The 24,945-nt window shown below is 75.6% G+C and carries 23 protein-coding genes; 17 read left to right on the forward strand and 6 right to left on the reverse strand.

The window, feature by feature from the left end; genetic code table 11:
* Positions 1-267: 267 nt before the first annotated feature.
* From ACI78S_RS23270 to gcvP, 10 genes are all read left to right on the forward strand, one after another.
* Positions 268-915, forward strand: a complete 648-nt coding sequence (locus ACI78S_RS23270; protein WP_456977353.1) for a CDP-alcohol phosphatidyltransferase family protein — start codon at positions 268-270, stop codon at positions 913-915.
* Positions 912-1,835, forward strand: a complete 924-nt coding sequence (locus ACI78S_RS23275) for a DUF881 domain-containing protein (protein ID WP_456977354.1) — start codon at positions 912-914, stop codon at positions 1,833-1,835. The genes ACI78S_RS23270 and ACI78S_RS23275 overlap by 4 nt, the downstream gene beginning before the upstream one ends.
* Before the next feature lie 3 nt (positions 1,836-1,838).
* The gene (locus ACI78S_RS23280; protein ID WP_179720432.1) at positions 1,839-2,171 is read left to right on the forward strand and encodes a small basic family protein; all 333 of its coding nucleotides are present in this window, start codon (positions 1,839-1,841) and stop codon (positions 2,169-2,171) included.
* A complete protein-coding gene (locus ACI78S_RS23285; RefSeq protein WP_456977355.1) occupies positions 2,168-3,142 on the forward strand; it encodes a DUF881 domain-containing protein in 975 nt (324 codons plus the stop codon). The genes ACI78S_RS23280 and ACI78S_RS23285 overlap by 4 nt, the downstream gene beginning before the upstream one ends.
* A gap of 54 nt (positions 3,143-3,196) precedes the next feature.
* Positions 3,197-3,598: a glycine cleavage system protein GcvH gene (gene gcvH / locus ACI78S_RS23290; RefSeq protein WP_456977356.1), complete on the forward strand. Its 402-nt coding sequence runs from the start codon at positions 3,197-3,199 to the stop codon at positions 3,596-3,598.
* Positions 3,599-3,864: 266 nt separating this feature from the next.
* A complete protein-coding gene (gene odhI / locus ACI78S_RS23295) occupies positions 3,865-4,383 on the forward strand; it encodes an oxoglutarate dehydrogenase inhibitor Odhl (protein ID WP_456542591.1) in 519 nt (172 codons plus the stop codon).
* Positions 4,384-4,386: 3 nt separating this feature from the next.
* A complete protein-coding gene (gene ftsR, locus ACI78S_RS23300; protein WP_456977357.1) occupies positions 4,387-5,130 on the forward strand; it encodes a transcriptional regulator FtsR in 744 nt (247 codons plus the stop codon).
* A gap of 102 nt (positions 5,131-5,232) precedes the next feature.
* On the forward strand, positions 5,233-5,715 hold the full coding sequence (locus ACI78S_RS23305; RefSeq protein ID WP_456977358.1) for a bifunctional nuclease family protein: 483 nt from the start codon (positions 5,233-5,235) through the stop codon (positions 5,713-5,715).
* Between the two features lie 293 nt (positions 5,716-6,008).
* Positions 6,009-6,581 carry a MerR family transcriptional regulator gene (locus ACI78S_RS23310; protein WP_456977359.1) on the forward strand — a complete coding sequence of 191 codons (573 nt, stop codon included), beginning with the start codon at positions 6,009-6,011 and terminating at the stop codon, positions 6,579-6,581.
* Between the two features lie 154 nt (positions 6,582-6,735).
* The gene (gene gcvP / locus ACI78S_RS23315) at positions 6,736-9,738 is read left to right on the forward strand and encodes an aminomethyl-transferring glycine dehydrogenase (protein WP_456977360.1); all 3,003 of its coding nucleotides are present in this window, start codon (positions 6,736-6,738) and stop codon (positions 9,736-9,738) included.
* A gap of 50 nt (positions 9,739-9,788) precedes the next feature.
* On the opposite strand, the gene ACI78S_RS23320 is transcribed toward gcvP, so the two are convergent.
* Positions 9,789-9,986: a DUF5999 family protein gene (locus ACI78S_RS23320; protein ID WP_456977361.1), complete on the reverse strand. Its 198-nt coding sequence runs from the start codon at positions 9,984-9,986 to the stop codon at positions 9,789-9,791.
* Between the two features lie 240 nt (positions 9,987-10,226).
* Here ACI78S_RS23320 and ACI78S_RS23325 point away from each other — a divergent pair, with 240 nt between their 5' ends.
* Positions 10,227-10,736, forward strand: a complete 510-nt coding sequence (locus ACI78S_RS23325) for a pyridoxamine 5'-phosphate oxidase family protein (protein ID WP_456977362.1) — start codon at positions 10,227-10,229, stop codon at positions 10,734-10,736.
* A 2-nt stretch (positions 10,737-10,738) separates the two neighbouring features.
* Here ACI78S_RS23325 and coaA read toward each other — a convergent pair whose 3' ends face one another.
* Positions 10,739-11,701: a type I pantothenate kinase gene (coaA, locus tag ACI78S_RS23330; protein ID WP_456977363.1), complete on the reverse strand. Its 963-nt coding sequence runs from the start codon at positions 11,699-11,701 to the stop codon at positions 10,739-10,741.
* Positions 11,702-11,802: 101 nt separating this feature from the next.
* Between coaA and ACI78S_RS23335 the strand changes: the two genes are divergently transcribed.
* Positions 11,803-12,618, forward strand: coding sequence for a GNAT family N-acetyltransferase (locus ACI78S_RS23335; RefSeq protein WP_456977364.1), 816 nt, complete (start codon positions 11,803-11,805; stop codon positions 12,616-12,618).
* Positions 12,619-12,628: 10 nt separating this feature from the next.
* Here the strand turns inward: ACI78S_RS23335 and ACI78S_RS23340 are convergent, their stop codons facing one another.
* Complete coding sequence (locus ACI78S_RS23340) at positions 12,629-13,174, reverse strand: YbhB/YbcL family Raf kinase inhibitor-like protein (protein ID WP_456977365.1); 546 nt, start codon at positions 13,172-13,174, stop codon at positions 12,629-12,631.
* A gap of 140 nt (positions 13,175-13,314) precedes the next feature.
* On the opposite strand from ACI78S_RS23340, the gene ACI78S_RS23345 reads away from it, so the two are divergent.
* On the forward strand, positions 13,315-14,064 hold the full coding sequence (locus tag ACI78S_RS23345) for an HAD family hydrolase (RefSeq protein WP_456977366.1): 750 nt from the start codon (positions 13,315-13,317) through the stop codon (positions 14,062-14,064).
* The gene (locus tag ACI78S_RS23350; RefSeq protein WP_456977367.1) at positions 14,061-16,418 is read left to right on the forward strand and encodes a glycoside hydrolase family 65 protein; all 2,358 of its coding nucleotides are present in this window, start codon (positions 14,061-14,063) and stop codon (positions 16,416-16,418) included. Before ACI78S_RS23345 ends, ACI78S_RS23350 begins: the two co-directional genes overlap by 4 nt.
* Positions 16,419-16,552: 134 nt before the next feature.
* Here ACI78S_RS23350 and ACI78S_RS23355 read toward each other — a convergent pair whose 3' ends face one another.
* Both ACI78S_RS23355 and ACI78S_RS23360 read right to left on the reverse strand, forming a co-directional pair.
* On the reverse strand, positions 16,553-17,260 hold the full coding sequence (locus ACI78S_RS23355) for a M50 family metallopeptidase (protein WP_456977368.1): 708 nt from the start codon (positions 17,258-17,260) through the stop codon (positions 16,553-16,555).
* Between the two features lie 133 nt (positions 17,261-17,393).
* Positions 17,394-22,511, reverse strand: coding sequence for a SpoIIE family protein phosphatase (locus ACI78S_RS23360; RefSeq protein ID WP_456977369.1), 5,118 nt, complete (start codon positions 22,509-22,511; stop codon positions 17,394-17,396).
* Between the two features lie 126 nt (positions 22,512-22,637).
* On the opposite strand from ACI78S_RS23360, the gene ACI78S_RS23365 reads away from it, so the two are divergent.
* Positions 22,638-23,285 (forward strand): LysE family translocator, encoded by a 648-nt coding sequence (locus ACI78S_RS23365; RefSeq protein WP_456977370.1) that lies wholly within the window; start codon positions 22,638-22,640, stop codon positions 23,283-23,285.
* Positions 23,286-23,362: 77 nt separating this feature from the next.
* On the forward strand, positions 23,363-23,608 hold the full coding sequence (locus ACI78S_RS23370) for a hypothetical protein (protein ID WP_456977371.1): 246 nt from the start codon (positions 23,363-23,365) through the stop codon (positions 23,606-23,608).
* Here the strand turns inward: ACI78S_RS23370 and ACI78S_RS23375 are convergent.
* Positions 23,600-23,968, reverse strand: a complete 369-nt coding sequence (locus ACI78S_RS23375; protein WP_456977381.1) for a VOC family protein — start codon at positions 23,966-23,968, stop codon at positions 23,600-23,602. The two genes, ACI78S_RS23370 and ACI78S_RS23375, sit on opposite strands and share 9 nt — an antisense overlap.
* Positions 23,969-24,686: 718 nt before the next feature.
* Between ACI78S_RS23375 and ACI78S_RS23380 the strand changes: the two genes are divergently transcribed.
* Positions 24,687-24,941, forward strand: coding sequence for a hypothetical protein (locus ACI78S_RS23380; RefSeq protein WP_456977372.1), 255 nt, complete (start codon positions 24,687-24,689; stop codon positions 24,939-24,941).
* Positions 24,942-24,945 lie beyond the last annotated feature (4 nt).

Consider the following 24,945-nt stretch of genomic DNA (forward strand, 5'->3'; position numbering starts at 1 on the left):
CTGCCAGGCCAAACAGTGGCGCGGCCTGGCCACCCGCTACGACAAGCACGCCCGCAACTACGCCGGCGCGCTCCACCTCGCCGCGCTACTCACGTGGATTCCATGATCCGCCAGACACTCCCTAGCCCGGGGACCGTCTCCCGGTCCCACCCGCGCGCGGGGTGGGACCGGGTGCGGGGCCGCGGCGGCGCCGGCGGTGCGCCGCATCCCGCTTCGTCGGCACCGGCCAGTAGCCTCGGGCACGGTGTGCAGGGGGCTGGAGGAGCAGTGACGACGTCGAACGGGCCGTCGGCCGCTGCCCAGGTCCCGTCGGCCCCGCGGGTGTCCGACCGCAACGAGCTGGCCGACCGCGTCTGGACGGTGCCCAACGCGCTGTCGGTGCTGCGGCTGCTCGGCGTGCCGCTGTTCCTGTGGCTGCTGCTGGGCCCGGAGGCCGACGGCTGGGCGGTCGTCGTCCTCGCGCTGTCCGGCGTCAGCGACTGGGCCGACGGCAAGCTGGCCCGGCTGCTGGACCAGGGCAGCCGGCTGGGCGCGCTGCTCGACCCGGCCGCCGACCGGCTCTACATCGTCGCCACGCTGATCGCGCTGGCCCTGCGCGAGGTCGTCCCGCTGTGGCTGGTGCTCACGCTGGTCGGCCGCGAGCTCGTGCTGGGCCTGGCGCTGCTGGTGCTGCGCCGCCACGGCTACCCGCCGCTGCAGGTGCACTACCTGGGCAAGGCGGCCACCTTCCTGCTGCTCTACGCGTTCCCCATCCTGCTGCTGGCCCAGGGCGACGGGCCGGTGGCCGCCGTCGCCGAGCCGTTCGCCTGGGCGTTCACCATCTGGGGCACCGCCTTCTACGTGCTCGCCGGGGTGCTCTACCTGGTCCAGGCGGCGGGGCTGGTCCGCGCCGCGCGCGCCGGGGCAGGGCCGTGAGCACCACGCTCCAGCGGGGCGGCGGGGTGCGGTCCATGGGCGCCTCGCTGCTCGACCAGGTGATGGCCGAGACCCTCGACCCGGCCTACGCGCAGGCGGCGGCCCGCAAGGCCGCCCGCGCCGCCGGGGAGGAGCCGGCGGCGGCCGCCCGGTCCCGCCGGCGCCGGGGGCAGCTGGCCGTGGCGCTGACCCTGGTGGTCACCGGGGTGCTCGCCGCGGTGACCTACGACCAGGCCGCCGCGGGGGCCGGGGGCCGAGAGCAGGTGCGCCAGGCGCTGCTGGAGGACATCCGCGGCGAGTCCGACTCCGCCGACGAGCTCGCCGCGCAGCTGGAGTCGCTGACCGGCGAGGTGAACCGGACCCGCGCGGATGCGCTGGAGGCCACCGCCGTCGGCCAGCGGGCCCTCGACCAGCTCGCCGCCGCCGAGCGGGGCGCGGCCGCCGTCGCGGTGACCGGCCCGGGACTGCTGGTCACGCTGGCCAACGCCGAGCCCGACGCCGACGCCGACCCGGTCGGCGGGGAGGCGGAGACCGACCCCAACGGGCTGGTCCGCGACGGCGACCTGCAGCTGGTGGTCAACGCGCTGTGGGCGGCCGGCGCCGAGGCGGTCAGCATCAACGGCCAGCGGCTGGGCCCCACCAGCGCGATCCGCTTCGCCGGGGAGGCGGTGCTGGTCGACTTCAACCCGGTCACCAACCCGTACGAGGTGAGCGCCATCGGCGATCCCGACACCCTGCGGGGCGACTTCCTCGCCAGCCCGGAGGTCGGCGCGCTCGCCGTCATCTCCGAGTCGTACGGCCTGCGCTTCGAGTTCGCCGAGGAGAACGAGCTGTCCCTGCCCGCCGCCACCCCGCCGGAGCTGCGCTCGGCCGTGGCCGTCCCCGACGAGCCGCAGCCGGACCAGAGCCCGGGAGGCTGACCCGTGATCCCCATCCTCGGCCTCGCCGTGGGCGTCGTCCTGGGGCTCGTCTTCGACCCCACGGTGCCGCTGTGGCTCCAGCCGTACCTGCCCATCGCGGTGGTGGCCGCGCTGGACGCCGTGTTCGGCGGCTTCCGCGCCCGGCTCGACGGCATCTTCGACGCGAAGGTCTTCGTGATCTCCTTCGTGTCCAACGTCGTGGTGGCGGCCCTGATCGTCTTCCTCGGCGACCAGCTCGGCGTGGGCGCGCAGCTGTCCACCGCCGTGGTCGTCGTCCTCGGCATCCGCATCTTCGGCAACGCCGCGGCCATCCGCCGGCACGTGTTCCGGGCATGAGCGGCGAGCAGCGGCCGCAGCCGGAGGAGCCCCTGGAGCCCCCGGCCGGCGAGCCGGCGGACGGGACGGCGGCGGGGGAGACGGCGGGGTCGTCGCCGGTGGAGGGGGCGGCGGCCGCCGGACCGGACGACGACGCCGCCGCGGGCACGGCCGAGGACCGGCCGGCCGGCGCCGCGGAGCCGGCGGCGGAGGGGGAGACCGGCGAGCGAGCCGCCGACGAGGAGGGCGGGGACGAGGAGGACGGCCCGGAGCAGCAGGCGCCGGCGCCCGCGCCGCGCCGGCGCCGGCGCGACCCGCTGGCCGCGGCGCTCATCGGCGTGCTCACCCTGCTGCTCGGCTTCGCCTTCGCCGTGCAGGTGCGCAGCACGGACTCCGACCAGTTGCTCGCGGGCGCGCGCGAGGAGGACCTCGTCCGCATCCTCGACGACCTGACCGCGCAGGAGGACCGGCTGCGCCAGCAGATCGCCGAGCAGCGCGCCCTGCTCGAGCAGCTGGGCAGCTCCGACAGCCGGTCGGCGGCCGCCCTGGAGGAGGCCCGCCAGCGCGCCGAGGCCATCGGGATCCTCAACGGCACGATCGCCGCCCAGGGGCCGGGGGTGCGCATGGTGATCCGCGACCCCGAGGGCGAGGTGCGCGTCGCCGACCTCCTCGACGCCATCCAGGAGCTGCGCGGCGCCGGCGCCGAGACCATGCAGATCGACGACGTGCGCATCGGCGTCTCCACCGCGGTCACCGGCGAACCCGGGCAGCTGCGGATCGACGGGCAGGAGATCACCGCGCCCTACGAGGTGCTGGCCATCGGCTCCCCGCCCGACCTGGAGACGGCGATGAACATCCCCGGCGGGGTGGTGCAGCGCATCGGCGGCCGGGGCGGGACGGTGGAGATCACCCAGTCCCCTCTCGTCGTCGTGGACGCGTTGCGGCCGCTCGACACGCCTGAATACGCTTCGCCGGAGTCCGACGGCGGCTGAGCCGCCCCGGCCCCCCCGTCCGCGCACCCCCGTCCAGCGAGGAGCCCCCGCCGCATGGCCACCCCCGGCGACCGCCGCTACACCGACCAGCACGAGTGGGCCATGGTCCAGGGCTCCGAGGGCGGTGCGACGGTCGTGCGGGTGGGGATCACCGACCACGCGCAGGACGCCCTCGGCGACATCGTCTACGTCCAGCTGCCGGAGGTGGGGGAGGAGGTGGCGCCGGGGGCCGCGATCGGCGAGGTCGAGTCCACCAAGTCCGTCTCCGACGTCTACTCGCCGGTGTCGGGGGTCGTCAGCGCGGTCAACGACCGGCTCGGCGACGCGCCCGAGACGGTCAACGCCGACCCGTACGGCGACGGCTGGCTGGTGGAGGTCCGCGTCGAGGGGGACGGCGACCCGACCACCGGGTTGCTCGACGCCGACGCCTACCAGGCACTGGTCGACGCGTCCTAGAGTGCGCCGACCGCGGGCGTTGCGGGCGGGTCGCGCTCACTATGCTCTCGGTCGGACCGGGACTTCCGACGGCCAGTCGGCGAGGCCCGACCCTCACCCTGTACGTCCGGTTGACCCTCGGGCCGACCGGCTGGTTCCATGACCCACGGCGCGCCGTGACCCCGCGGCGGCCGACCAGCGACGGGCTGTCCGGCCCGTCGTCCGCCGGCCGCCGCCGGCCACTCACGTGGCCCGCGGCGGTGCCCCCTGCACCGGAGGAGACAGACGTGCACTGCACTCGTTGTGGCCACAACAACCCCGAGGGCAGTCGCTTCTGCGCGCAGTGCGGTGCGGCCCTGTCGCAGGAGCGGGTGGGGGAGTCGACCAGCGTCATCCCCAAGGTCGGCGGGGAGGACTCCGGCGAGCAGGTCGAGGTCACCCCGGACACCGCCGACGCGCACGCCGGCGCCGTCGACTCGCTGCCGCCGGGCTCGGCGCTGCTGGTGGTCAAGCGCGGGCCGAACGCGGGCAGCCGCTTCCTGCTCGACCAGGACGTCACCACCGCCGGCCGGCACCCGGACAGCGACATCTTCCTCGACGACGTGACCGTCAGCCGCCGGCACGTGGAGTTCCACCGCGAGGGCGGCGGCTTCTCGGTGCACGACGTCGGCAGCCTCAACGGCACCTACGTCAACCGCGAGCCGGTCGACGTCGCCACCCTCGCCGGGGGCGACGAGGTCCAGATCGGCAAGTTCCGGCTGGTCTACCTCACCGGTCCGCGCACCGGCGAGCCCGCCGCCCGCTGACCGGTGCCCGAGCCGCGCGGGGGCGCGATCGGGAACGGCGCAGACGAGCACACCCCTCGCCTCACCATCGGCGAGGTGCTGGCTGTTCTTCGCGACGACTTCCCCGACGTGACGATCAGCAAGATCCGGTACCTGGAGTCCGAGGACCTCGTCCACCCGCAGCGGACGCCCTCGGGCTACCGGAAGTTCTCCTCGGCCGACGTGGCGCGGCTGCGCTACGTCCTCGCGGCGCAGCGCGACCACTACCTGCCGCTGCGGGTGATCAAGGAGCACCTGGAGGCGCTCGACCGCGGTGAGCCGCTGCCGGCCTCGGCCACCGGTCCGGTGGCCGTGCCGCCGCCGGTCGGCGGCGGGCTCGAGGGCGGGGACGACGACCGCGAGCCGCTCACCGCCGAGCAGTTCGCCCGCGCCGCCGGCCTGGAGCCGCAGCAGCTGGCCGACTGCGTGCAGTTCGGCCTGCTGGTGCCGGACAAGAAGGGCCGCCACCCGGCCGCCGACCTGCCGGTCGCCCGGGCCGCGGCGGGCCTGGCCCGGCACGGCATCGAGCCGCGCCACCTGCGCGGCTACAGCAACGGCGCCGACCGCGAGGCCGGCCTCATCGAGCAGCTCGTGGCCCCGTTGCTGCGGGCCCGCTCCGAGGAGGCGCGGGCCCGCGCGACCGAGAAGCTGCGCGAGCTCGCGGCGCTCTCGGCGCAGCTGCACACGGCGCTGCTGGAGGCGCGACTCCGGGATCTCCTCCGCCCGTAGGTCGGGCGTACCGTGAGGGCGTCGGGCCACCGGCGCGCACCGGGTGCCCGACGTGACCACCCGCGCCCGCTACCCCCGGGCCGCTGCTGAGGGAGCCGTACCGTGCAGGAGCTTCGAGTCGTCGGCGTGCGTGTGGAACTGCCGGGCAACCAGCCGATCCTGCTGCTCAAGGAGGCGCAGGGGGACCGGTACCTCCCGATCTGGATCGGCGCGGTGGAGGCGGCCGCGATCGCCTTCGAGCAGCAGGGAGTGCGCCCGGCCCGCCCCATGACCCACGACCTGCTCAAGGACGTCGTGCGCGCGCTCGGCGCGACCCTCGAGGCGGTCAACATCACCGAGATGCGCGACGGCATCTACATCGCCGAGCTGGTGTTCGGCGACGACCGGGTGGTCAGCGCCCGCCCGTCCGACGCGGTCGCCCTGGCCGTGCGCACCGGCGCGCCGATCTTCGGCGCGGAGGACCTGCTCGACGAGGTCGGGATCGAGATCCCCGACGAGCAGGAGGACGAGGTGGAGAAGTTCCGCGAGTTCCTCGACCAGATCTCGCCGGAGGACTTCGGCGCCGGCTCGGGGTCGGGTGGCTGAACCCGGACGGACCGACTCCTGCGGCTGCACCCCCCGAGCTGGGACGGACGGTTCCGGATCGCGGTCCGGTCACGAGTCGTACCGCGACCGGAAGCCCTGGCCGCACCGGCGGTAGGGTCGCAGCACCCACCTCGTACGGGTGAGCACAGCGACACGCCGCCGTCCTCAGTTGACCGGCTCCAGGGCCCGGCTTACGGTCGGCGAACAACACCGGTGTGACGCCTGAGGTTGGTGGGTGTACCGCCGGGTCCACCGCCGCAGCTGCGGGCCGGGACATGAGGAGGACGCTGGACGTGAGCGACCAGAGCAACGGCTCCCAGGGTCAGCTCTTCAGCGACGCCGCCGTCGGCGCGCCGGCGTACGACGAGGTGGACTCCGACCTCGTGGGCTACCGCGGTCCCACCGCCTGCGCCGCCGCGGGCATCACCTACCGCCAGCTCGACTACTGGGCGCGCACCGGCCTGGTCGCCCCCTCGGTGCGCACCGCCACCGGCTCCGGGACCCAGCGGCTGTACTCCTTCCGCGACATCCTCGTGCTCAAGGTGGTCAAGCGGCTGCTCGACACCGGTGTCTCGCTGCAGAACATCCGCAAGGCCGTCGACCACCTGCGCAACCGGGGGATCAAGGACCTCGCCAACGTGACGCTGTTCTCCGACGGCGCCACCGTGTACGAGTGCACCTCCGCCGAGGAGGTCGTCGACCTGCTCGCCGGCGGCCAGGGCGTGTTCGGCATCGCCGTCTCCGGCGCGCTGCGGGAGCTGTCCGGGGAGCTGGCCGAGCTGCCGGCCGAGCGGATCGACGGCAGCGCCGTGCACCGCGCCGACGACGAGCTCTCCCAGCGCCGCCGCCGCCGCGCCGCGGTGTGAGCTGTCGGCCGACCGGCCGACACCGCCGCCAGGTGCCGTTCCCCTGTCGAGCTGAGCCGCACCCGTCCGCTCCTCGGGGGACCCTGCGGGCCCCCGCTCGTCGGGACCTCCGGTGGCCCGGCCCGTCCCGTGCCCCGCTGGTACCGTCCAGCCAGTGACCGACCGTGCTCCGCTGACCGGGTCGCTGCCCTCGCTCGCCGACCTGGACCCGTCCGGTTCCTTCGCCGCCCGCCACATCGGCCCGCGCCCGGACGAGACGGCGCAGATGCTCGCCGCCGTCGGCTACGACACCCTCGACGCGCTGGTCGACGCCACCGTCCCCGAGGGGGTGCGCGACCGCGCGCCGCTGGCGCTGGCGCCGGCCGCTGACGAGGCCGCCGTCCTGGCCCAGCTGCGCGAACGCGCCCGGGCCAACGACGTCTACACCTCGATGATCGGGTTGGGGTACCACGGCACGATCACCCCGGCGGTGATCCAGCGGAACATCCTCGAGAACCCCGCCTGGTACACCGCCTACACGCCCTACCAGCCCGAGATCAGCCAGGGCCGGCTCGAGGCGCTGCTCAACTTCCAGACGATGGTCGCCGACCTCACCGGCCTGCCCGTCGCCGGCGCCTCCATGCTCGACGAGGCCACCGCCGCGGCCGAGGCGATGACGCTGGTCCGCCGGGCGGGCCGGGCCAGGCCCGACGCCGTCTTCGTCGTCGACGCCGACACCCTGCCGCAGACCCTCGCCGTGCTCGAGACCCGCGCCGAGCCGCTGGGCATCCGGCTGCACGTCACCGACCTGTCCGCCGGGTGGCCGGCCGACCTGCCCGAGGCCGGCGCGTTCGGCGTCCTGCTGAGCTACCCGGGCGCCAGCGGCGCCGTCCGCGACCACCGGGCGCTGGCCGCCGCCGCGCACGAGGCCGGCGCGGCCGTCGTCGTCGCCGCCGACCTGCTCGCGCTCACCCTGCTCGAGGCGCCCGGGGAGTGGGGCGCCGACGTCGCCTGCGGGACGACGCAGCGCTTCGGCGTCCCCCTCGGCTACGGGGGCCCGCACGCCGGCTACCTGTCGGTGGGGGAGAAGCTCGCCCGCCAGTTGCCCGGCCGGCTGGTCGGCGTCTCGGTCGACGCCGACGGCGCCCCCGCCTACCGCCTGGCGCTGCAGACCCGCGAGCAGCACATCCGCCGCGAGAAGGCGACCAGCAACATCTGCACCGCCCAGGTGCTGCTCGCCGTCATGGCCGGCGCCTACGCCGTCTACCACGGCGCCGAGGGGCTGGCCGCCATCGCCGCCCGCGTGCACCGCCACGCCCAGGCGCTGGCCGGCTGGCTCACCGCCGGCGGCGTCGAGCTGGTGCACCAGCAGTACTTCGACACCCTCGCCGTCCGGGTGCCCGGCCGGGCCGCCGAGGTGGTCGCCGCCGCCGCCGCGCGCCGGATCAACCTCTGGCAGGTCGACGACGACGTCGTGCAGGTCGCCTGCGACGAGACCACCACGCCGGAGGCCCTGCGCGCGGTCGCCGAGTCCTTCGGCGTGCCGGCGGGGGACCTCCCCGACGGCGGCGACGACGCCCTGCCGGCCGATCTCCGCCGGCGCACGCCGTACCTGACCCACCCGGTCTTCTCCGCGCACCGCTCGGAGACCGAGCTGATGCGCTACCTGCGCGCGCTGTCGGACAAGGACCTCGCCCTGGACCGCACGATGATCCCGCTGGGCTCGTGCACCATGAAGCTCAACTCCGCGGTGGAGATGGCCGCGGTCACCTGGCCGGAGTTCGCCGGCATCCACCCGTTCGCGCCCGCCGAGCAGGCCCGCGGTTTCCGGCAGCTGATCGACGAGCTGTGCGCCGACCTGGCCGAGATCACCGGCTACGCGGCGGTCAGCGTGCAGCCCAACGCCGGCTCGCAGGGCGAGTTCGCCGGCCTGATGGCCATCCGCGGCTACCACCGCTCCCGCGGCGAGGAGTCCCGCGACGTCTGCCTCATCCCGAGCTCCGCGCACGGCACCAACGCGGCCAGCGCGGTCATGGCCGGGATGCGCGTCGTCGTCGTGGCCTGCGACGAGGCCGGCAACGTCGACCTCGCCGACCTGCGGGCCAAGGTCGAGCAGCACGCCGCCCGGCTGGCCGCGATCATGCTCACCTACCCCTCCACCCACGGGGTGTTCGAGACCGAGGTGCAGGAGATCTGCGCCGCGGTGCACGACGCCGGCGGCCAGGTCTACGTCGACGGCGCCAACCTCAACGCGATGGTCGGGCTGGCCCGGCCGGGCCGGTTCGGCTCCGACGTCAGCCACCTCAACCTGCACAAGACCTTCTGCATCCCGCACGGCGGCGGCGGCCCCGGCGTCGGGCCGATCGGCGTCGCCGAGCACCTGGTGCCGTTCCTGCCCGGGCACCCGCTGGCCGACACCGGCGGCGCGGGGCCGACGATCTCGGCGGCGCCGTGGGGGTCGGCGGGCATCCTGCCGATCTCGTGGGCGTACCTGCGGCTGATGGGGCCCGACGGGCTCCGGCGGGCCACCGAGCACGCCATCCTCGGCGCCAACTACCTGGCCGCCCGGCTGCGCGAGCACTTCCCGGTCCTCTACACCGGCGCGACCGGCCTGGTGGCGCACGAGTGCATCCTCGACATCCGGCCGCTCACCAAGGCGACCGGCGTGACCAACGACGACATCGCCAAGCGGCTGATCGACTTCGGCTTCCACGCGCCGACGATGAGCTTCCCGGTGGCCGGCACGCTGATGGTCGAGCCGACCGAGAGCGAGGACAAGGGCGAGCTCGACCGGTTCGTCGAGGCGATGGCGACCATCCGCGCCGAGATCGCGAAGGTCGCCTCCGGCGAGTACGACCGCGCCGACAACCCGCTGCGCAACGCGCCGCACACCCTGGCGATGGTGGCGGGGGGGTGGGGCCGGCCCTACCCGCGCGAGGCGGCCGTCTTCCCGGTGCGCGGGCTGGTCGGCCGGCAGTACCTCAGCCCGGTGCGGCGCATCGACCAGGCGTACGGCGACCGGAACCTGGTCTGCTCGTGCCCGCCGCCGGAGGCCTTCGCCGACCCCGACCCCGCCGAGATCGCCGCGGACCTCGACGGCGGCCGCACGCCCGCCCGCGGCGAGGGCGCTCCCGACGACCTCGGCACGACCGAGGACGTGGTGGGGGCCCGGGCCTGAGCCAGGGCCCCGCCGCGCTCAGCGCCCGCGGCGGGGTCCGGCAGCGGGGCCTAGACCAGCTCGGGGGCCCGCCAGGTGTGGTGGTCGGGGACGGCGCGGCCGTCGGGCAGCAGCTCGCCGTCGTCGTCGAAGAGGACGACGCCGTTGCACAGCAGCCGCCAGCCCTGCTCGGGGTGGCTGGAGACGACGACGGCCAGGTCGCGGGCCTCGCTGTCGGCGTCGGGGCAGGAAGTCGGGTGGGAGCACATGGTTCTCTCCTGGGAAGTGCCGGCCGGGGCGGCCGGTGTCACTGCAGGTGTTCGTCCTGTCACGGGCGTGCCTGGAGTGTGCTCCCGCGCACATCCCCCTGTCAGGGGACGAACTCGCCGTCCCCGCCCGCCCGGGTGGGCAGGTGTCGCCATGGCGCAGCGCCCGGCGCGCGGCGCACCATGCGCGGGGGTGCGTCGCGGCGGCCGATGAGTCGCGCCCCCTCGACCGGTCGGACCAGCATGACCACCGGAGAGATCGACCCCCGGTACGGCGACGCGTCGGCCACCCCGCCGCCGTGGTCGGACATCGAGCGCCTGCTGGCCGACGCGCAGCTGTACTGGATCATCACCGTCCGGGCGGACGGCCGGCCGCACGCCGTCCCGCTCGTGGGCGTCTGGCACGACGGCGCCTTCGCGTTCTGCACGGGTGCGCAGGAGCAGAAGCAGCGCAACCTCGCCGCCAACCCGCACGTCGCGGTGACCACCGGCAGCACCGGGGCGCACGGCTGGAACACCGGCACCGACGTGGTGGTCGAGGGCACCGCGGTCCGGGTGACCGATCCTGGGGCGCTGCGGGAGCTGGCCGCCGCGTGGTCGGCCAAGTACGGCGACGACTGGCGCTTCGACGTCCGCGGCGAGGAGTTCGTGGAGGCCGTGGAGGGCGGCGGCCGCGCCCTGGTCTACCGGGTGCCGCCCGCCAAGGTCCTCGCCTTCGGGGGCGGGCACGGGCAGACGCGCTACCGCTTCTGAGCTCAGATCTTGCGCAGCAGCACCCGCCGCACGGAGTGGTCGGCCGACTTCTGCAGCACCAGGCGGGCGCGCGAGCGCGTGGGGGCGATGTTGTCGCGCAGGTTCGGCCCGTTCACCGCGGCCCAGATGCCCAGCGCCGTCTCCCGCGCCTGGTCGTCGGAGAGCCCGGCGAAGCGGTGGAAGTAGGCCGAGGTGTCGGCGAAGGCGGTGCGGCGCAGCGCGAGGAAGCGGTCGACGTACCACTGCCGGATGTCGGCCTCGGCGGCGTCGACGTAGACCGAGAAGTCGAAGAAGTCGGAGAGGAAGACCTCGGGGACGGTGCCGTCGGCGCGGTGACCGGCCTGCAGCACGTTGAGCCCCTCCAGCACGAGGATGTCCGGCCGGTCCACCGTCTGCCGGGCCTCGGGGACGATGTCGTACGACTGGTGGGAGTACACCGGCGCCGACACCTCCGGCACCCCCGACTTCACGTCGGCCAGGAACCGCAGCAGCCGGCGCCGGTCGTAGCTCTCGGGGAAGCCCTTGCGGCCCAGCAGCCCGCGCTCCTCCAGCACGGCGTTGGGCAGCAGGAACCCGTCGGTGGTGACCAGGTCCACCCGCGGGGCGCCCGGCGCGGCGGCGAGCAGGGTCTGCAGCAGCCGCGCGGTCGTGCTCTTGCCGACGGCGACGCTGCCGGCCACGGCGATGACGTAGGGCACCTTCTCGGTGCGGTCGCCGAGGAAGTCGTGCTGCGCCGCCCAGAGCCGCCGGCTGGCCGTCACGTGCAGGTCGAGCAGCCGCGCCAGCGGCAGGTAGACCGTGGCCACCTCGTCGAGGTCGATCCGGTCGCCGAGGCTGGCCAGGGCGTCCAGCTGCTCCGCGTCGAGCGGCAGCGTCGACCCCGCCGCGAGGGCTCGCCACGAGCCGCGGTCGAACACCGCGTACGGCGAGATCTGGGGGCGGGTACCGGCCGTCACGGCGACCATGGTGCCGTTCGGCTCCCCGCGGTCACCCGGGCGGGTGGGAGAGCCGCACCGGATCGCTCCGAACGGGGAGGCCGCCCGGCGGCGCCGTCTACTGTGCCGGTGTGCCGACTTCGCGCGGGCTGCTCGACTGCATCGAGCGCTACTTCGCCGCCGCGCCGCTGCCCGACGCGCGGATCGAGGCCGTCGGCGCCCTCGACGTCCCCGTCGGCGACCCGGCCTGGCCGTTCCCGGCGCGGCCCCGGGCCGGCGCGGGCAAGGTGACGCCCAACGACGTCCGCACCGCCGTCGTGCTGCAGCAGGGCAGCGGGCTGCCGGTCGGCCTCGAGTGGATCTGCGAGCGCTCGCCGGAGCTGGCCGGGGTGGCCCGCGCCGCCGGCCTGGCCGTGGACGAGCTGCCGCTGCTGGTGGCCGACGAGCCGGTGGAGCTGCTCCTGCCGCACGGCGTCCGCCTCTACCTGGTGGGCGCCGACGACCCGGAGCTGCCGCGCTACGAGCGGGTCGCCCAGGTCGCCTTCGCCCACCCCGGCGGGCGGCGCGACGTCGACGAGGGCCCGGTGGACACCTCGCCGGAGGCCGTGGCGCGCACGGCGGTGCTGCGCGAGCGGATCGCCGCCGGGCGCACGGTGATGATGGTCGCCGTCGAGCACGACGAGCCGGTCGCCGTCGGCTCCCACCAGCCGGTCGACGTCGACGGCACGGAGGTCTCCGAGATCGTCGGCGTGGCCACCCTGCCGCGGCTGCGCGCCCGGGGGCTCGGCGCGGCCCTGGCCTCGGCGCTCACCGCGCACGCCCGGGAGACCGCCGACCTGGTCTTCCTCACCGCGGGGGACGACGACGTCGCCCGCGTCTACGAGCGGGTCGGCTTCGCCCGCCTGGCCACGACCGGCGTCGCCGAGCCCCCCGACGCGGAGCGCTGACCGGGGGCCCTCACTGCTCCTCGTAGGTGGCGACCAGGGTGGCGCGGGCCAGCGTGTGGAAGAACAGGTTGAACCCGAGCACGGCCGGGGTGGTGTCCGGGCCGACGTCGAGCCGCTCGGTGTCGACGGCGTGCACCACGACGAAGTAGCGGTGCGTGCCGTGGCCCGACGGCGGGGCGGCGCCCACGTAGCCGGCGAAGCCGCCGTCGTTGCGCAGCTGCACGGCGCCCTCGGGCAGCTGCGGGTGGTCCTTGTCGCCGGCACCGCTGGGCAGCTCGGTCACCGACGCCGGGATGTTCGCCACCGCCCAGTGCCAGAAGCCGCTGGCCGTCGGGGCGTCCGGGTCGTAGACGGTGACCGCGAAGCTCCTGGTCCCCTCGGGGAAGCCGGACCACGACAGCTGCGGCGAGCGGTCCTCGCCACCGGCGCCCATGACGCCGCTGACGTGCGGCGTGGCCAGCGGCGCGCCGTCGGAGCAGTCGGAGCTGGTCACGGTGAAGCTCGGCACCTGCGGCAGGAAGTCGTAGGGGTTGGGCGGCACGGGGCGGTCGGCCATGACGAGCTCCCTCGGTCTGGGGCGGTGGGGACGGCGGGCGCCGCCCCCTCCGCGACCCTAGGGCGCCCCGGTCGGGGGTGCAGGGCCCGACCAGCGGGTTCGGCAGGGCTCCCGGGAGCATTCCTCTGTAGCGTCGAGGCGTGCTCGGTCTCCCGGCGTCCACCCGCGCGTGCCTGTTCGACCTCGACGGCGTCCTGACCCGGACGGCGACGGTGCACTTCGCCGCCTGGAAGCGCACCTTCGACGAGTTCCTGCGCGAGCGGGAACCGGGGATGCCGGAGTTCACCCAGCTCGACTACAACCGCTACGTCGACGGCCGGGCGCGCGCCGACGGCGTCCGCCGCTTCCTGGAGAGCCGCGGCATCACGCTGCCGGAGGGCAGCCCCGGCGATCCCTGGGAGGCCGGCACCGTGCAGGCGATCGCCACGCGCAAGAACGAGGCCGTCCTCCGGGAGCTGGAGGAGCACGGCGTGGAGGTGTACCCCGGCTCGGTGCGCTACCTGCGGGCGGTCAAGGACGCCGGGCTGGCCACCGCGGTGGTGACCGCGTCGGCCAACGGCGCGCAGGTCATCGCCGCCGGCGGCTTCGCCGACCTGATCGACGAGCGGGTCGACGGCGTCGTCGCCGCCCGCGAGCAGCTGCGCGGCAAGCCGCACCCCGACACCTTCCTGGCCGGCGCGCGGGCGCTCGGGGTCGAGCCGGCGGCGGCCGTGGTCTTCGAGGACGCGCTGGCCGGCGTCGAGGCCGGGCGGGCCGGGCAGTTCGGCTTCGTGGTCGGCGTCGACCGGGTCGGCCAGGCCGAGCAGCTCGCCGAGCACGGTGCCGACGTCGTGGTCCAGGACCTCGCCGAGCTGCTCGACGGCCCGGGCGGGACGGGGGAGGGGCGATGACCGAGGGGCGGGCGAGCTTCCCGATCGAGCCGTGGTCGCTGACCGAGATCGGCATGGACCACGGCTCGCTGGGCGTGCACGAGTCGGTGTTCGCCCTCGCCAACGGGCACATCGGCATGCGCGGCTCGTTCGAGGAGGGGGAGCCGGTCGTCGTGCCGGGCACCTACCTCAACGGCTTCTACGAGGAGCGCCCGCTGCCCTACGCCGAGGCCGGCTACGGCTACCCCGAGCAGGGGCAGACCGTCGTCAACGTCACCGACGGCAAGCTCATCCGGCTGCTGGTGCGCGACTCGCCGCTCGACCTCAACTACGGCGAGATCCTCGAGCACCGCCGCACGCTCGACCTGCGGGCCGGGGTGCTGCGGCGGCTCACCGAGTGGCGCTCGCCCAGCGGCCGCACCGTGCGGGTGACCAGCACCCGGCTGGTGTCGCTGGTCCGCCGCTCGATCGCGGCGATCGAGTACCAGGTGGAGGTCGCCGACGACCTCGGTGACCTGTACGTCGCGCTCCAGTCCGACCTGCTGGCCAACGAGGAGGTCGGCACCTCCGAGAGCGACGACCCGCGCGCCGCCGCGGCGCTGGCCAACCCGCTGGTGTCCGAGCTGTCGGTCGGCCGGGGCCGGCGCGCCGTCCTCGTGCACCGCACGCAGCGCAGCCGGCTGCGCATGGCCGCCGGCATGGAGCACGTCGTCGAGGTGCCCGACACCAGCACCGAGGACATCGAGGCCAACGGCGACCTGGCCCGCTACACGCTGGCCGCCCGGCTGCCGCAGGGCAGCTCGCTGCGCCTGGTCAAGTTCCTCGCCTACGGCTGGTCCTCCCGCCGCTCCGGGGCGGCGCTGCGCGACCAGGTCGAGGCCTCGCTGGCCACGGCCAAGCTGGCCGGCTGGGAGCGGCTGCTGCGCGAGCAGCGCGAGCTGCTCGACCAGCACTGGGACGAGGCCGACGTCGAGATCACCGGCGACGACGAGCTGCAGCAGGCGGTGCGGGTGGGCATGTTCCACGTCCTGCAGGCGGGCCTGCGCGCCGAGCGGCAGCCGATCCCGGCCAAGGGCCTGACCGGCCCCGGCTACGACGGCCACACCTTCTGGGACACCGAGACCTACGTGCTGCCGGTGCTCACCTACACCGCGCCGGGCGCGGCCCGCGACGCGCTGCGCTGGCGGCACTCGACCCTGGAGAAGGCCCGGGAGCGGGCCTGCGTGCTCGGGCTGCAGGGCGCGGCGTTCCCGTGGCGGACCATCCGCGGGGAGGAGACCTCCGGGTACTGGCCGGCGGGGACGGCGGCCTTCCACATCAACGCCGACATCGCCGACGCCGTCGTCCGGTACTGGCACGCCACCCTCGACGAGGACTTCGACCGCGACTTCGGCGCCGAGCTGCTCATCGAGACCGCCCGGCTGTGGGCGTCGCTGGGCCACTTCGACCCCGAGCACGGGTTCCGCATCGACGGGGTGACCGGCCCCGACGAGTACACGGCGGTGGTGGACAACAACGTCTACACGAACCTGATGGCGCAGCGGAACCTGCGCGAGGCCGTCCGCGCGGTCAAGCGGCAGCCCGAGGTGGCCGGCCGGCTCGACGTCACCGACGCCGAGCTGCAGACCTGGACGCGCGCCGCCGACCTCATGGCGGTGCCCTACGACACCCAGCGCGGCGTGCACATGCAGTCCGACGCCTTCACCCACCACGAGGAGTGGGACTTCGAGAGGACCCCGGCGGACAGGTACCCGCTGCTGCTGCACTACCCGTACTTCGACATCTACCGCAAGCAGGTGATCAAGCAGGCCGACCTGGTCATGGCGCTGCACCTGCGCGGGGACGCCTTCACGCTCGAGGAGAAGATCGCCGACTTCGCCTACTACGAGGCGCGGACCGTGCGCGACTCCTCGTTGTCGGCGGCCCAGCAGGCCGTGGTCGCCGCGGAGACCGGGCACCTGCAGCTCGCCCACGACTACTGGGGCGAGGCGGCGCTGACCGACCTGCAGAACCTGCACCACAACTCCGGCCACGGCCTGCACATCGCCTCGCTGGCCGGCGGCTGGACGGTCGCCGTCGCCGGCTTCGGCGGGCTGCGCGACCACTCCGGGGAGCTGCAGTTCTCCCCGCGGCTGCCCGAGCGGATCACCCGGCTGCGCTTCCGCGTCGTCTACCAGGGGCGCTGCCTGTCGGTGACGGTGGAGAGGGACCAGGCCACCTACCGGCTGCGCGAGGGGGAGCCGCTGGACATCCGCCACCACGGCCGGCAGGTCACCGTCGACCACGAGGACCTCGTGCTGGCGATCCCGCCGGCGCCGCAAGTCGAGCCGGTGCACCAGCCGAAGGGCGCCGAGCCGCGCCGCCGCAGCCGCTGAGGACGCCGTCGTCGGCCTGCCGGCCCACACCGCGGCGAGGTGGCGTCCTCCGCTGCGCTGAGCCCGGCCGGTAGCGGCCCGCCTCGGCGGTGGCGTCCCCCTGCTACGACCGTTATCCCCAACACGGCGCGGCGTCAGCCGCCGACGAGCCACCAGCCGCCGAGGAGGAGAGCGGCGAGGTCGACGACGAGGAACAGCCCGACCCACACGGCGGCCGGGAGGCGGGTGAGGCGGGCCAGCTGGTCGGCGTCGGAACCGGGTGCGCGGCGGCGGCGCCGGGAGCGCTGCAGCTCGAGCACGGTCTTCGGCGCCGCCAGCAGCAGGAACCAGGTGCCCACGGCGGCGAACGCGGCCTGGCCCTGCGGCGGCAGCCACCAGGTGGCGGCGAAGACGACGACGCCGGTCACGAGGACCGACCACAGGCCGTACCAGTTGCGGATCTGCAGCAGCAGGAGCGCGAGCAGGAGCAGCAGCGCCCACAGCAGGCCGACCGCGTGCCCGGTGGCCAGCAGGGCGGCGGCGCCCAGCCCGAACAGGCCGGGTCCGGTGTAGCCGGCCGCGAGGGTGAGCACCATGCCGAGCCCCGTCGGCCGGCCGGAGGAGACGGTCAGGCCCGAGGTGTCGGAGTGCAGGCGGATGCCCGACAGCCGTCGCCCGGCCGCCAGCGCGACCACCCCGTGCGCGCCCTCGTGGGCGATCGTCACGGCGTGCCGGGTGATCCGCCAGAGGGCGGGGGAGAGGACCAGCAGGGCGGCCGCGGCCGCGGTGCCGTACAGCACCTCCGGCGCCGGGTCGGGGACGACGGCGGTGACGCGGTCCCAGAACCGGCCGAGGAGCTCCACGGTCGGACAGCCTCCCAGGAGATGCTGTGCGCGGGCGGCAGGACGCCCAGCTGCGCGCGCGGCGGCGGACGGCCCGGACGGCGGCGCGCGTGGCGGCGCTCACGGCCCGCCGGCGCCCGCCGCGCGCCGGCGGCTAGCGGGCCGCGGGGACGTCGTCGTCGGCGGCGGCCGCCAGGTCGTCGAGGCCGGCCAGGGAGAGGGTGCGGGCCGGCGCGCTGCCGCCGCGGACCAGCACCCGCAGCCGCCCGCCGGCGGCGCGGACCCGCCGGTCGGCCTCGAGCACCAGCCCGACCCCGGCGCTGGCCAGGTAGGTCACCTCCCGCAGGTCCAGGACCAGCTCCCCGCCCGGCCGGTCGGCCGCGGCGAGGAGCCGGGAGGCCGCCGTCGCGCTCGTGGCCAGGTCGAGCTCGCCGGCCAGCGCCACGGTGCCGCCGTCGGCGGTGACGGTGACCCGCAGGTCGTCGACGGCGGCACCGGCGGCGCGGAGCGCGGGGACCACCGGTCCGGCCCCCGCGGCTCGCGGGCGCACGCGGAAGCGCACCGTCGTCCCGCCGCCCGGGGTCGGCTCGACGACGACGCCCTCGGCCAGCCGGCGGATGAGCAGCAGCCCGCGGCCGCGGAAGCCCGGGTCCTCGGGGATCGCCCGCCAGGCGCCGAAGTCCTCGACGTCGACCGCCACCGCGCCGTCGGCGGTCCAGGCGAGGCGGTAGGCGCACTCGCCGGGGGTGGTGCCGCGGTAGGCGTGCTCGACGGCGTTGGCGACCGCCTCGCCGAGGGCCAGCTGCAGGTCCTCGGTGGTCTCCTCGGGCAGGCCCGCCTCGTCGGCCCATGCCTGCACAGCGCGCCGGACGCGGGCGAGCCGGGCCGGGTCGGCCGGCAGCCGGTCCTCCAGCGGCGCCGGGACCAGCCGCGCCGCCACGAGCGCGACGTCGTCGGGCTGGTCGGTGTCGGCGAGGATCTCGTCGAGCAGCAGGGTGGCCAGCCGCTGCGGTGGCTCGGCGGCGTGCCGCACCGCCGCGGCGGCCAGCCGGTCCAGCCCCGCGTCCAGCGTCTCGTCGCGCCGCTCCACCAGCCCGTCGGTGTAGAGCAGCAGCACCGCCCCGGCCTCGATGCGGGCGGTCCCCTCGGAGTACGGCGGCCGGCCGGGCACGCCGAGGACGGTGCCGGCGCCGGCGGAGTCGAGGTAGCGGGCCCGGCCGCCGGACACCACCAGCGGCGGGGGGTGCCCCGCCCGGGCCCAGCGGATGGTGCCGCGCGCGGCGTCGACCACCAGGCACAGCGCGCTCGACGCCGTGGCGCCCGGTAGCCGGGAGGCGAAGCGGTCGAGCAGTTCCAGCGCCTCGGCCGGGCCCGCGCCGGTGAGCAGCGTGGAGGAGAGCGCGCTGCGCAGCTGGCCCATGACGGCGGCCGCGGCCGGGCCCTGGCCCACGACGTCCCCGACGGCGAAGGCGACGCAGTCGTCGTCGAGCTGCACGACGTCGTACCAGTCGCCGCCGGCCTGGGTGCCCTCGGCGCCGGGCAGGTAGCGCGCGGCGAGCGCCAGCCGGTCCAGGCCGGGCAGCCCCTGGGGGAGCAGGTTGCGCTGCAGCGTCTCGGCGATGCGCTGCTGCGCCCGGTAGAGCCGGGCCCGGTCGAGGGCCTGGGCGCACTGCTCGGCGAGGGCGAGCAGCGTGGCCCGCTCGGTCGCGGTCAGCCGGCGCGCCGAGGGGAAGCCGACGCCGAGGGCGCCGATGCTCGTGCCGCCCACGGCCAGGGGGAGGGCGACGCCGCCCGCGCTGCCCGTCCGGGCCATGTTCTCGTCGAGGTCGGGGTGCCGGTCGGGGTGCTGCGCCGACCAGGCGGCGAAGTCCTCGAACCACTGCGGGCTGCGCTCGTGCACGGCGAGGGTGAGCGGGCGGACGGTGCTCAGCGGGATGCTGCGCCAGCGCTCGCCGTGACCGGAGCCGTCGGCGTCCTGCACCAGGGCGGTGAGCACCCGCTGCGGCTGGTCGACCTCGTACACCGCCACGACGCTGTCGGGGCCCAGCAGCTGGCGGACGTGGTCGGCGGCGGTGACGGCGACCGACGTCGGCGTGGTGGCCGCGGAGAGCGCGGCGGTGGCCCGCTGCAGCAGGGACAGCCGCTGCGCGGTGGCCCGCTCCTCGGCCAGCAGCAGCGCGTTGTCGATGGCCAGCGCGGCCCGGCCGGCGATCTCCTCGGCGAGCTCGCGGTCGTCGGCGTTGAACCCGGGGGCCTCGGGGCGCCGGCCCAGGCCGAGCACCGCGAGCACCCGGCCCCGCACCACCAGCGGCACGACCATGGCCGAGTTCGCCTCCAGCCGGCGGCGCAGCTCGGCCGGTCCGGCGTCGCGGGAGGGGATCACCGGGACGTCGGACCGGGCCGGCCGGGTCACCGTGCGGCCGGTGTCCACGGCCTGCCGGGTCATCGGCGTCTCCGCCGGGTAGGAGGCGAGCGCGTCCTCGGTGGCGGGGTCCAGGGCCGCCTGGGTGACCCGGTGCAGCCGCCCGTCGTCGTCGACCCGGCGGACGTCGCAGGCGTCGGAGAGGCGGCTGGTGACGACCAGCCGGGCCAGGGCGCCGAGCTGCGCCTCCATGTCGCCGGCGCGGTCGAGCGCGGCGCCGACCTCGGCGAGGAGGGTCTGCCGCTGGCTCTCGCGGTAGCGGGCGTTGATGTCGGTGCAGCTGCCGACGAAGCCGGCCCGGCCGCCCAGGGGGACGGCCCGCTCGATCAGCCAGTGGTAGGCGCCGTCGGCCCGCTGGAGGCGGTACTCGATCTCCCAGGGGCGGTGGTCGGCGACGGCGGCGCCCACCGTCTCCACGTACCGGTCGCGGTCCTCGGGGTGCAGCCGCTGCTGCCACCGGTCGGCGAGGTCCTCGTCGCCGGCCGCGCCCGTGAACTCGCGCCAGGCGGCGTTGAGGAAGACCCGCCGCCCCGCGGCGTCGGCCACCCAGATGAGCGCCGGGGCGAGGTCGGCCATCGCGCGGAACCGCTCCTCGGCGTCCCGGCGCACCCGGCCCAGCTCGAGGTGGGCGCCGACGCGGGCCATCAGCTCGCGGGCGGAGAACGGCTTGACCAGGTAGTCGTCGGCGCCGGCGGCGAGCCCCTCGACCGCGGCCTCCTGCCCCGCCCGCGCCGAGAGCAGCAGCACCGGGACCCGGGCGGTCCGCTCGTCGGCGCGCAGCGCCGCCAGCAGCCCCAGGCCGTCCAGCCGGGGCATCATGACGTCGCTCACCACGAGGTCCGGCGGGGCCGCCAGGGCGGCGTCGAGGGCGGCCTGGCCGTCGGAGACGACCTCGACGGCGTAGCGGCCGGCCAGCAGCCGCTGCAGGTACTCGCGCATGTCGGCGTTGTCGTCGGCCACCAGGACCCGGCCGGGAGCGCGCGCCAGCGGGTCGGCGTCGGCGGTGTCGGCGACGGGCAGCTGCGCCGGGCCAGCCTCGCCCGCGCCGGGCAGCCAGCGCATCGCCTCGGTGACGAAGGGGACCGCGGCCGCCGACACGGCCGTGCCCGCTGCCTCCTGCGCCACCTGGTCGGCCGGCAGGTGCGCCGAGCCCAAAGGCAGGGTGACGGTGAACGTCGTCCCGAGGCCGGCCTCGCTCTCGGCGGTGATCGCGCCGCCGTGCAGCCCCACCAGCTCCCGCACCATGGCCAGGCCGATGCCGCTGCCCTCGCCGGAGCGGGACCGCGCCCGCCGGACGCGGTGGAAGCGCTCGAACAACCGCGGCAGCTCCTCGGCCGGCACCCCGGTGCCGGTGTCGGCGACGGTGAGGACGGCGCGGTCGCCCGACCGCCGCAACCGCACGGTGATCCCGCCCTCGAACGTGAACTTGACCGCGTTCGACAGCAGGTTGAGGACGACCTTCTCCCACATGTCCCGGTCGACGTGGACCGGGGTGCCCAGCGGCGGGCAGTCGACGGTGAAGTCGAGGCCGGCGCGCTCCACCGCCGAGCGGAAGACGCTGGCCAGCTCGGTGGTGGCGGCGGCGAGGTCGACCGGCTCGAACCGGGCCTCGATGCGCCCGGCCTGCAGCCGGGAGAAGTCCAGCAGGGTGTTGACCAGCCGGCCCAGCCGCTGCGCGTTGCGCTCGATGACCTCCAGCTCGGCCCGGGCGCGGGCGTCGGCCGCCACGGCCGGCGACTCCAGCAGCTCCCGCAGGGGGCCGGTGATCAGCGTGAGCGGCGTGCGGAACTCGTGGCTGACGTTGGAGAAGAAGTCGGTCTTGGCGCGGTCGAGCTCGGCCAGCGCCTCGGCCCGGCGGCGCTCGGCCTCGTAGCTGCCGGCGTTGACCAGCCCGGAGGCGATCTGGCTGGCCACGAGCCCGACGAAGCCGCGGTAGGCCTCGTCGTAGGCGCGGTGCGGGTTCAGCCCCACCACGAGGAAGCCGGCGACCGGGCCGAGCTCCTGCGCCGACGACGTCAGCGGGAGCGCGACCGCCCGCCGCGGAGGCTGCGCCCACGCCCCGGTGGGCAGCTGCGGGAACCGCTCGGCGAGGTCCTCGACGAGCACCTGCTCGCCGGCGCGCAGCCGGTCGAGGGGCCAGGCGGGGCGCGGGTCGGCGTCGTCGATGCCCAGCGGCGCCGCGGGGTCGCCGGGGGCGATGCCGGCCGCCGCCCCCAGCCGGGCGCCGCCCCGCTCGTCGACCAGGTAGACGAGGCTGAAGGGCAGGTCGGCGAGGTTGCGGTCGAGCTCGCGGCGGACGGCGGCGAGCACGTCCTGCTCGGTGCGGGCCCCGGCGACCGCGGTGCCCAGGTCGCGCAGCGTCCCCATGCGCCGCTCGGCGAGCACCCGCTCGGTGGTCTCGGCGACGACGCAGAGCATGCCCTCGACCCGGCCGTCGTCGCCGTCGAGGGGGCTGTACGAGAAGGTGTGGTAGGTCTCCTCGCGGTAGCCGCTGCGCTCGAGGAACAGCAGCAGGTCCTCGTCCCAGGTGGCGAGGCCCGTGTCGAGCACCGAGCGGATGCGCGGACCGATGTCCTGCCAGATCTCGGCCCACACCTCGGCGGCCGGCCGGCCCAGCGCCCACGGGTGCTTGGCCTGCAGCGTGTCGCGCCAGTAGGCGTCGTTGTAGAAGAACGTCAGGTCCGGGCCCCAGGCCGCCCACATGGAGAAGCGCGAGGTCAGCACGATCCGGACCATGTTGCGCAGGCCCGCGGGCCAGCTGTCGGGGGGGCCGACGGTGGTGGCGCCCCAGTCGCGCTCGGCCATGGCCCGACCCAGCTCGCCGCCGTTGCGGAAGAGCGGGTCGTCCATGCGGGCAGCCACCTCTCTGGGCGCTCGCCGAGCCCCCCGTCGCAGGCCGCGCCCCGGCCCAGCAGGCATTGTGCCAGCAGGGAAACCGCGTAGCTCCCCGGGAGCGGGACTGCCACCATCGCTGCCGTGGAGCTGCTCGCCTCGCTGCCGGCCTTCGTCCTGGCCGTGCTGCTCATCTCCGCCTCGCCCGGGCCGGCGATGGCGCTGATCTTCCGGCGCGCCGCGCTGCGCGGGTTGCGCGGCGCCGTCCCCACCGTGCTCGGCCTGGAGGCCGGGCTCTACGTCTGGGCCCTGTTCGCCGGCGCCGGCTTCGCCAGCCTCGTGGCGGCCTCCGAGGTGGCCTACCTGGTGCTCCGGGTGGTCGGCGCGGCGGTGCTGCTGTACCTGGGGGTCAAGGCGCTGCGCACCGCCTGGGTGGAGCGGCGGGGCACGGCCGCCCCCGAGACGGCCGCCGCCGGGCCCGTCCCGCGACGGCGCTGGTGGACCGCGTTCGGCGAGGGCGTCGTCGTGCAGCTGGCCAACCCCAAGGCGGCCGTCTTCATGATCGCGTTCTACCCGCAGTTCGTGCCCGCAGACGGCCCCGTCTTCGCCACCACCGCGCTGCTGGGGCTGCTGCAGATCGCCCTCGAGACCGGGCTCTACCTGGCGCTGGCCGCGGGCGTGGCCCGCGCGGGCGGCTGGTTCCGGCGGCCGCGCATCCGGGCCCGGGTGGAGGCGGTCAGCGGCACGGTCCTGGTCGCGCTGGGGCTCCGAGTGGCGACGACGGCCCGCTGACCGGACGATCCTCGCCGGTGGGAGGGGGAGGAGCGGTACCCGCCATCTCCGGTGTCGGACAGGGGAGTGGTGCGACGGTGAGCAACTTCCGGTACAGGCCCAGCAAGCCGGTGGCGGTCCTGACGGCCGTCGTCGGGGCGGCGATGCTGGTGTTCGGGATCGTCCAGCTCGCCTCGGCCGACGACGGCGGCGGCCGCGCGTTCCTCGCGGTCTGGTGCGTCGGCGTCGTCGCGATCGTGTCGCTCAACCTCTGGGCGGCGTTCTCGCAGAAGGGCTCGCTGGCCACCTTCACGCGGGTGGACGACGACCGGTCGTCACAGTGACGAAAAGCCGTCCAGGGCCCGGGTGAGGTTGACCGCGTTGCCGTCGGGGTCCTGCACGTGCAGCACGCGCCGGCCCCACGGCATGTCGGTCGGCCCGCCGGTGACGCGGCCGCCGAGATCCGTCACGCGCGGCAGGAGCGCGTCGACGTCGGGCACGTCGACGCTGAGCACCACCCGGCCAGGTGGGCCGACGGCGACGTCCTCGTCGGCGACGAGACCGAGGGTGACGTCGTCGACCCGCAGGCCGAGGTAGGACACCGGGCCGTCCTCGGGGACCCGCTGGGCCACCTCGACCCCGAGCACGCCGGCGCAGAAGGCGTGGAGCCGTTCCACGTCGGGCGTGGCGAGGATCGGCTGCAGGGTGAGCGGCCGCCGGTGGACGACGAAACGTCACCGTGACGGAAGCGGAGCGGTCTCCCTGGTCTCCCTGGAGCCGGCAGGGGCGGGGCGGCCGCGTCGGCGAGCTCGGCGACGGCGCGTGCGGCTCGGCTGCCGACGGGTCCCGGCCGGGGCGGATCGTCGGCGACCGGGGCCGACGGCTGGTGGGTGGGCCGCGCCTCGGTGGCAGGTCGACCATGCCGGGGTGGCGCCGACGACGCGTGCCCGCCGACCATCCGCGAGGGGATGGGTGGCCGGAGGGGGTGCCACTGGGCTAGTTGACATAACAGTTCTTATCGGCGCACGGATATGAGCCGCCTAGAGGGGGCGCCGCAGCACCGGCTCGAGCTGCCCGTGCGTGGCCGGGCATCGCGTCGGCCGGGTCCGGGCCTCTCGGGCCGGCACGCCCGTGGCCGGTCCGGGTCACGCCGGGATCGGCCTCGCGTCGGCGACCGACGCCACCGGTCGCCGGCGTCGTCGGGTCGGCGGCTCCCCTGCGTGATCATCTCCGCATCATGATCGACTCTCGGGGACGATCTCCTTGCGGTGTCGCCCGGGAGGCCCCGGACCACTCCTCCGCCACCCGCCAGGCCGCCCCTGGTTCCGTCACAGTGACAGAACTCCGGGGATGTGAGCGGATGGACGGCGGCCACCGGGCCGATGTCGTTTCGCCGGTGCGGCACCGGGAAACGGTCCGGTCATGGAGATCCGACGCCCGCTCGCCGCTCTGCTGACCGCTCTGGCGCTGTTCGGCGGCGGCGCGACGCTCACCTCGTGCGGCGACCCCGCCGGACAGGACCGCAACGACGGCACCACCGACGACACCGGCAACCAGACCGGCGGCGCGACCGAGACCTCGGAGCCCTCCGAGACGTCGGAGTCGAACCTGCCGGACAACAGCAACCAGGAGGAGAACGAGGACGACGGCAGCGGCGCCGACGTCGGCAACGACTGAGCGG

It is taken from the genome of Geodermatophilus sp. SYSU D00815, assembly GCF_054050035.1.